Annotated in this window: 10 protein-coding genes; 3 read left to right on the forward strand and 7 right to left on the reverse strand. The window is 62.8% G+C overall.

The features are described 5' to 3' along the window. A partial coding sequence (locus E5W87_RS19800; protein WP_292401104.1) for a TlyA family RNA methyltransferase occupies positions 1–430 on the reverse strand: 430 nt, incomplete at its 3' end. An 8-nt stretch (positions 431–438) separates the two neighbouring features. On the opposite strand from E5W87_RS19800, the gene E5W87_RS19805 reads away from it, so the two are divergent. Next, on the forward strand, positions 439–609 hold the full coding sequence (locus E5W87_RS19805) for a hypothetical protein (protein ID WP_292401107.1): 171 nt from the start codon (positions 439–441) through the stop codon (positions 607–609). Further along, positions 603–1,004, forward strand: coding sequence for a GFA family protein (locus E5W87_RS19810; RefSeq protein ID WP_292401110.1), 402 nt, complete (start codon positions 603–605; stop codon positions 1,002–1,004). The genes E5W87_RS19805 and E5W87_RS19810 overlap by 7 nt, the downstream gene beginning before the upstream one ends. 133 nt (positions 1,005–1,137) lie before the next feature. On the opposite strand, the gene dxs is transcribed toward E5W87_RS19810, so the two are convergent. From dxs to E5W87_RS19840, 6 genes are all read right to left on the reverse strand, one after another. Then, positions 1,138–3,078, reverse strand: coding sequence for a 1-deoxy-D-xylulose-5-phosphate synthase (gene dxs, locus E5W87_RS19815; protein WP_292401113.1), 1,941 nt, complete (start codon positions 3,076–3,078; stop codon positions 1,138–1,140). Positions 3,079–3,184: 106 nt separating this feature from the next. Continuing rightward, positions 3,185–4,105 (reverse strand): pirin family protein, encoded by a 921-nt coding sequence (locus tag E5W87_RS19820; protein WP_292401116.1) that lies wholly within the window; start codon positions 4,103–4,105, stop codon positions 3,185–3,187. 9 nt (positions 4,106–4,114) lie between these two features. Next, positions 4,115–4,381 (reverse strand): DUF2277 domain-containing protein, encoded by a 267-nt coding sequence (locus E5W87_RS19825; protein WP_292401119.1) that lies wholly within the window; start codon positions 4,379–4,381, stop codon positions 4,115–4,117. Positions 4,382–4,490: 109 nt separating this feature from the next. Beyond that, a complete protein-coding gene (locus tag E5W87_RS19830; protein ID WP_029355594.1) occupies positions 4,491–4,742 on the reverse strand; it encodes an exodeoxyribonuclease VII small subunit in 252 nt (83 codons plus the stop codon). Between the two features lie 3 nt (positions 4,743–4,745). Beyond that, on the reverse strand, positions 4,746–5,672 hold the full coding sequence (locus E5W87_RS19835; protein WP_292401122.1) for a histone deacetylase family protein: 927 nt from the start codon (positions 5,670–5,672) through the stop codon (positions 4,746–4,748). 133 nt (positions 5,673–5,805) lie between these two features. After that, the gene (locus tag E5W87_RS19840) at positions 5,806–6,453 is read right to left on the reverse strand and encodes a TetR/AcrR family transcriptional regulator (RefSeq protein ID WP_292401125.1); all 648 of its coding nucleotides are present in this window, start codon (positions 6,451–6,453) and stop codon (positions 5,806–5,808) included. A 119-nt stretch (positions 6,454–6,572) separates the two neighbouring features. Between E5W87_RS19840 and E5W87_RS19845 the strand changes: the two genes are divergently transcribed. Further along, the coding region (locus E5W87_RS19845; protein WP_292401128.1) for an MFS transporter at positions 6,573–7,628 on the forward strand (1,056 nt) is incomplete at its 3' end.

Here is a 7,628-nt window from a genome sequence, read left to right on the forward strand (position 1 = left end):
GATCGCGGGCGTTCAATCCCTCGATCACCGTCACGCGCGGATCGCCAGCAATATCCGGATGTATCTGGCCATGCCCGACATCGATCGACGTGACATGCGCCGCGCCGCGTTCGAGCAGCACTTGAGTAAAACCGCCGGTTGAGGCGCCGACATCGAGCGCTTCGCTGCCGGCGGGATCGAGACCGAAATGGTCGAGCCCCGCGATCAGCTTCAGCGCCGCACGCGAAACATAGCCCTGCGCCGGATCATCGACGGCGATCAGGCAATCGACCAACACGGTCTGGCCGGGCTTGCGGGCGATGACGCCATCGACCGTCACCGTACCGCGCTCGATCGCGTCGCGGGCGCGAGAGCGGCTGGGAAACAGGCCGCGAGCGACGAGCAGTTCGTCGAGCCGCTGGCGTGTGCTGGCTGGCAAAGGGAAGTTCATCGGCCTTCATGGCGAAAGCCGACGATGATGGCAAGGATATTGGAGGGAGACAACGAACATCTTCGGAAAGCGGCGAACGCATCAAGCTGCCACAGCTTGTTGAATATCGCACCACATCCGGCACAATGTCAGGGACGATATGCGTTTTGCTGCCGAACGCGAAGGAGGGCGAATGCTGACCGGAACCTGCCATTGTGGCGCGGCCCACTGGACGTTGGAGGGCGATCCCGGCTCGATCACAGCCTGCAATTGCACGCTTTGCCGCCGCTATGGCGCGCTGTGGGCTTACGATTATGTGGACGAACGCATCCGCCTTGCGGGACCGATGAGTTCTTATACGCGCGCCGGAAAGGATGCGCCGTCGCTTGAGATTCTATTCTGTCCGACATGCGCCTGCGTTCTGGCCTGGCGTGGTTTGCGTTCCGGCGCCGCCGGTCGCACTCGAATCGCCGTCAATGTGAGGCTTGCGCCACCAGACACCGTCGCCGATCTGCCAATCGACCATTTCGATGGTCTCCATAAGTTCGAGGACCTGCCGCGCGATGGTCGCTGCGTGCGCGATATGTGGTTCTAGTTTTTAGAGGATTGGCCGCGAGACTCGACGTTCGACTGCCGGTGCCAAGAGACACGGTAAGCTAAACGCCAAATCGCAGCGTAAACAGACGACCGCCCGCTGGCAAACTGAGTCAAGCCGTTTAGATTTTGATTCAGGCGCTTTGCGCGCTGGCGGTGTGTCCCAGCGCCACGAAGACGGTGCGCACGATGCCGGCGGCATCCAGCCCGGCGTCGGCATACATCTTTTCGGGCTTGGCGTGATCCGTGAATGCGTCCGGCAACACAAGCGGGCGTACCTTCAGGCCGTTTTCCAGCAGCCCTTCATGGGCCAGGAATTGCAGCACATGGCTGGCGAAGCCGCCGACCGCGCCCTCTTCCACCGTTACCAGCACCTCGTGCGAGCGGGCCAGGCGCCGGATCAGGTCTTCGTCGAGCGGCTTGGCGAAACGAGCATCGGCGACCGTGGTGGAAAGTCCTGCCGCGCCGAGCTCCTCAGCGGCAGACAGGCAATCCTGCAGCCGCGTGCCGAAGGAAAGCAGCGCAACCTTGGTGCCCTCCCTGACGATACGGCCCTTGCCGATTTCAAGAACCGAGCCACGCTCCGGCATGTCGACGCCGACGCCGTTGCCGCGCGGGTAGCGGAAGGCAATGGGGCCGTCATCATAGCTTGCCGCCGTGCGCACCATGTGGCGCAGTTCCGCCTCGTCCGCCGCGGCCATGACGACGAAACCGGGCAGCGTCGCCAGAAAGGTCGTGTCGAAGGCGCCGCAATGGGTCGCCCCGTCGGCACCGACGAAGCCGGCGCGATCGATCGGAAAGCGCACGGGCAGTTTCTGGATCGCAACGTCGTGAACGACCTGGTCGTAAGCGCGCTGCAGGAAGGTCGAATAGATCGCAGCGAAAGGCTTGAAGCCTTCCGTGGCAAGGCCGGCGGCAAAGGTCACCGCGTGTTGCTCGGCGATGCCGACGTCGAAGGTCCTCGCCGGGAACGCCTCGCCGAACAGGTCAAGACCGGTGCCGCTCGGCATGGCGGCGGTGATGGCGACGATGCGGTCGTCCTCTCGGGCCTCCTGGATCAGGCTTTCGGCAAAGACCTTCGTGTAGCTCGGCGCGTTGGCCGGCGCTTTGGCCTGCGCGCCGGTGATGACGTCGAACTTGTTGACGCCGTGATATTTGTCGGCCGCCGCCTCAGCCGGTCCGTAGCCTTTGCCCTTCTGGGTCACGACGTGGATCAGCACCGGGCCGTCGGCATTGTCGCGAACGTTCTTCAGCACCGGGATCAGGTGCTCGAGATTGTGACCGTCGATCGGGCCGATGTGATAGAAACCCATTTCCTCGAACAATGTGCCGCCGGTGACGTAGCCGCGCGCATGTTCGACCGCCCGCTTGATGGCGCGATCGGCGCGTTCGCCGAGATAGGAAGTCAGCTTCTTGCCGAAATCGCGCAAGCCCAGATAGGCCTTGCCCGACGCGAGGCGGGCCAGATAGGCGCTCATCGCGCCGGTCGGCGGAGCAATCGACATGTCGTTGTCGTTGAGGATGACGATCAGACGGGCATCGAGCGCGCCGGCATTGTTCATTGCCTCGTAGGCCATGCCGGCCGACATGGCGCCGTCGCCGATGACGGCAATGACATTGTTGCGGCCATCGACGAGATCGCGCGCCATCGCCATGCCGAGCCCGGCGGAAATGGAGGTCGAGGAGTGGGCGGCGCCGAACGGATCATATTCGCTCTCGGCGCGCTGGGTGAAACCGGACAGGCCGCCCTCTTGCCGCAGCGTGCGGATGCGGTCGCGGCGGCCGGTCAGGATCTTGTGCGGATAGGCCTGGTGACCGACATCCCAGATCAGCCGGTCGTCGGGCGTGTTGAAGACATAGTGCAATGCGACCGTCAGTTCGACCACGCCAAGGCCAGCACCGAGATGTCCGCCGGTGTGGGACACAGCGTCGATCAACTCGGTGCGAAGCTCCGATGCCAACTGCGGCAGATCACCTTCGTCAAGCGTCCTGAGGTCGGCCGGGATGCGGACCTTGTCGAGAAGCGGCGTATGGAGCTTTGCGTTCACTGGTGGTAGGGCCTGCTTTTTATTCATCTGCGAAATAGGCCGCTGGCCCGCGAATGTAAATGCGTGTGAGTGACGCGGCGTAGATTCAAAGTGTTAGAGTGTCCTTTGCGCACCCAGAAGAACGCGCGGCGCGCTAATTGTCCGGCAGCGGAATGAACTCTTCTTCATCCCCAGGAACGATATCGAAGCGGCCTGTCTTCCACTCTTCTTTCGCCTGCTCGATGCGTTCCTTCGAAGATGACACGAAATTCCACCAGATGTAGCGCTTGGAGCCGAGTGAGGCACCGCCGAACAGCATAAAATGCGCTCCACCCTCCGAGGACACGACGATCTCTTCGCCGGGCCGGAATACCAGCAGCCGCTCCGCCGGAAAGCGGTCACCGGTGATCGAAACCTCGCCTTCCAACGTATAGATGGCGCGCTCCTCGGCATCGGCAGGGATTTTCACGCTGGCGCCGGGCGCCAGGCTGAGGTCGGCATAGAGCGTGTCCGAAGCGGTCGCGACCGGAGACTGAAGCCCGGAAAAGGCGCCGATGACGACGCGCCCGCTGACGCCTTCGGCGTCGATCTCGGGCAGATGCATGGCCGCCGTATTCTCGAAGATCGGATCGACCTCTTCCTTATCGTCGGGCAGCGCCAGCCATGTCTGCAGGCCGGAAACCGACATCGGCGCGCCGCGCAGTTCCTGTGGCGTGCGCTCGGAATGGACGATGCCGCGGCCGGCTGTCATCAGATTCACGTCGCCGGGCTGGATTACCATTTCGGTGCCGAGCGAATCGCGGTGCCGGATCTTGCCGTCGAACAGGTAAGTGACCGTCGACAGGCCGATATGCGGATGCGGACGGACATCGAGCGCCTGACCGGCCCGCAAAATGGCCGGACCCATGCGGTCGAAGAAGATGAAAGGCCCGACCAGCCGTCGCTTCGCGGTCGGCAGAGCACGGCGAACCTGGAAGCCTCCAATGTCCTTGGCGTTCGGAATGACCATCAATTCGATCTGGTCGCTGGCGAAGGCATCGCCAGCCTGCGGGTCATTTCCAGGGAAGAAACTCATGCGGTCTCCTCAGGCGAAGCGGAGTGCAGATTTGGCTTTCGCCTTGGCCGCCACCTCTTCGCGATTGCGCGGATACTGCGTCGTCTCGAGGCTGTCGAGCAATTCGCGCGCCGACGCGGCTATGGCCTCGACGGCGTGGTCGAACGCATGCTGGTTCTGTTTCGACGGCCGCGTCGTTCCGCTCAGCTTGCGGACAAACTGAAGGGCGGCGTCGCGGACCTCGTCATTGGTTGCCGGCGGATCGAAATTGAACAGGGTCTTGATGTTTCTGCACATTGTTCGCAATCTCCTCTCGTCCTGGAGCCGTTCAAACGGGATGAATTCTATCCTCAATCATCATCATGTCCAAAGCCGGTAAGGCGAACTCTTCTTTCGGGGCCGTGCCCTACTCCGCGTCCAGCGGCTCTGTTCCCACCGGCTTGCCGTCGCGTGAAAGCCTGATCTTCTCGACCTTGTCCTCGGCCGCCTTGAGCAGCCGATCGCAATGGACCTTCAGCGCCTCGCCGCGCTCATAGATGCGGATCGACTGGTCGAGCGGCACGTCGCCGCGCTCCAGATCATCGACGATTTTCTCCAGCGCGTCGAGCGCCTGCTCGAAGCTCATCGCCTTGACGTCTTCGTTGGTCTCACCAGCCATCGTCTATCCTTTCATCAGTCGCCCGACATGGGCGGCGACCGAAAATGCCAATCCCTGCAGATCGTAGCCGCCCTCGAGCAGGCTGACGAGCCGGTTGTCGCTGTAGCGGCCGGCACGCTGCATCAACTGGCCGGTCGCCCAGTCGAAGTCGTCCTCGGTCAGGTTGATCTCGGCCAGCGGATCGCGGTGGTGTGCGTCAAAGCCGGCGGAAATCACAATGAGGTCGGGCGCGAAATTGTCGAGCGCCGGCAAAATGCGCGACAGGAAAGCGTCACGGAAAACCTCGCTGCCGGTCTGCGGCGCCAGCGGCGCGTTGACGATGTTGCCGGCGCCGGTTTCGCTCACGGCCCCGGTCCCTGGGTAAAGCGGCATCTGGTGCGTCGAGCAATAGAGCACCGACGGATCGTCCCAGAAAATGTCCTGCGTGCCATTGCCGTGGTGCACGTCCCAGTCGACGATTGCGACGCGCTCGGCCTGGTGCTGCCTTTGCGCGTAGCGCGCCGCGATCGCCGCGGTGTTGAACAAGCAGAAGCCCATGGACGTCGTCTTTTCGGCATGGTGGCCGGGTGGCCGGGCGGCAACAAAGACATTGGCGGCGTTGCCCCGAAAGACATCGTCGACGGCAGCGTTGGCGGCACCGATCGCCGTCACGGCCGCCTGCCAGCTTTTCGGGCTGGCGGTGGTGTCGGCGTCGACGCGGGCGATACCGGTATCCGGTATCGCTGCGCGGACCCGCTCGACGAATTCCTGCGGATGTGCATAGAGGATGGTGGCCTCGTCACCTTCCGGCGCCTCGACACGATCAAGGGCCGCAAAGGCCTCGTCGTCGAGCACGCGTTCGATGGCGCGCAATCGGTCGGGCCGCTCCGGATGACCGGGCGGCGTTATGTGCTCGAGAAAGATCGGGTGGGTATAAAGCCTTGTGACCATGCCCCGATATAGGCGCGCCCGGCGGCTTTGACCATGTTTTGGAACCGCCAAAGGCAGACGTTCAACAGGGTTTAGATATCGGGTGCTGGTTAGGTCCAGCGCGAGCCGTCCTATTATGCCCCGACCCTCCCCCTCAGGGATGGCCCTCTTCTCCAATCTCAGCCAGTACCTGCGGACGGCCAGTCCTGCGGCCCTGTTTGAGCAGCCCCTCCAAAAGCATGTTGAATGCCTTCACCGCCTTTTTCGACGTCGCTTCGGGATTCTCCGAATTTGCGATCCACTGCGCGGCATGCAGCGAGGCGCCGCTGATCAACCTTGCTGCGGCTTCGGGATCAACGGTAACGGTGGTTCCCTCGTCCCTCAGCTTTTGAAGGTTCTCGCTCATCGAGCGGATGCATTCGTTCTGGCTCGGCCATTGTGAAGGATCGCCGAGAACCGCCGGTCCATCGCGAAGGACAATACGCTGGATCTCCGGTTCCAGCGCCATCTCGATATAGGCGGTGCATTCGTCGACAAAGCCCTGCCAGAGAGTGTCCGCCCTGGCCGAAACGATTTTCAGCCGGGCCAACATTTCCGCGTCGATCTCGGCGATAACCGCCTGGAGAAGGCCCTTCTTGTCGCCGAAGTGGTGATAAAGCGCGCCGCGCGTCAGCCCGGCCGATGCGGTGAAGTCGTCCATCGACGCCTCGGCATAGCCAACGGTGCCAAAGGCATGGCGCGCCGCCGCGACCAGTTTGGCGCGGGTCTCCGCGATCATCTCCTTGCGTGGTTTGTGCGCCATTCGCCCATTCCTTCACATACGTCTCGTATATCAATTGACATACGCCTCGTATGTCATTATTTGATTTGCATACGCCACGTATATAAGTGGTTCGGCCTCAAAAATCCAGGAGTGTTCTCATGCCCAATCCCTATCGCGAAATCTTCAAGGCAAAGGGAGCCAAGGGCTTCGCGGCAGCCGGCTTCGTTGCCCGGATGCCGATGGCCATGGCTCCGACCGGGATCGTCGCGATGCTGTCGCAGACGCATGGCGAGTACTGGCTGGCCGGCGCCGTCTCCGCAACATATGCGCTGGCCAATGCTTTTGCCGCGCCGCAGATATCGCGGCTGGTGGACCGCCTCGGCCAAGCGCGGATTGTGGTGCCCACCACTGTCATTTCCGTGCTCGCTTTTGTAGTGCTGATTGCGGCAGCCAATCAGGACTGGCCGATATGGACACTGTTCGTGTCAGCGCTGCTGGCCGCCGCAATGCCCAGCATCCCGGCAATGGTGCGCGCGCGCTGGACAGAGCTCTTCCGGGATCGCCCCGAGATGAACACCGCGTTTGCCTTCGAGTCGGCGGCCGACGAGCTGGTCTACATCGCCGGGGCATCGCTATCGGTGGGCCTGAGCGTCGCCCTTTTCCCAGAAGCGGGAATGTTGGCGAGCACATTGTTCCTCGCCTTCGGCTCGACAGCCTTCATCCTGCAGCGCTCGACCGAGCCGCGAGTGCGACCGGTCGACCAGGGCTCGAGCGGCTCGGCAATCCGCCTGCGGCCGGTCCAAATCATCACCTTGGCCCTGATCTTCATCGGCGCGACCTTCGCGACCACGGAGGTGAGCACCGTGGCGATCACCAAGGAGCTTGGCCAGCCGGGCGCTGCCAGCCTCGTTATCGGCGTCTACGCGCTCGGATCGTTCGTCGTCGGCATTATCATCGGCGCCCTGAACCTGAAAACACCGCTGCAAATTCAGCTTGCCATCGCGGTCGCCATCATCGCGCTCACCACGCTGCCGCTGCTTGTCGCAGACACGGTGCCTCTTCTGGCACTGGCCGTCTTCGTTAGCGGCGTGGCGATCTCGCCGACCTTCATCACGGCATTCGGCCTGATCGAGCGGCGCGTGCCGGAGGCAATGCTGACCGAGGGCATCACCTGGGTCATGACCGGCATAGGCATCGGCATGGCGCTTGGCTCC

Source organism: Mesorhizobium sp. (assembly GCF_004962925.1).
Classification (GTDB): domain Bacteria; phylum Pseudomonadota; class Alphaproteobacteria; order Rhizobiales; family Rhizobiaceae; genus Mesorhizobium.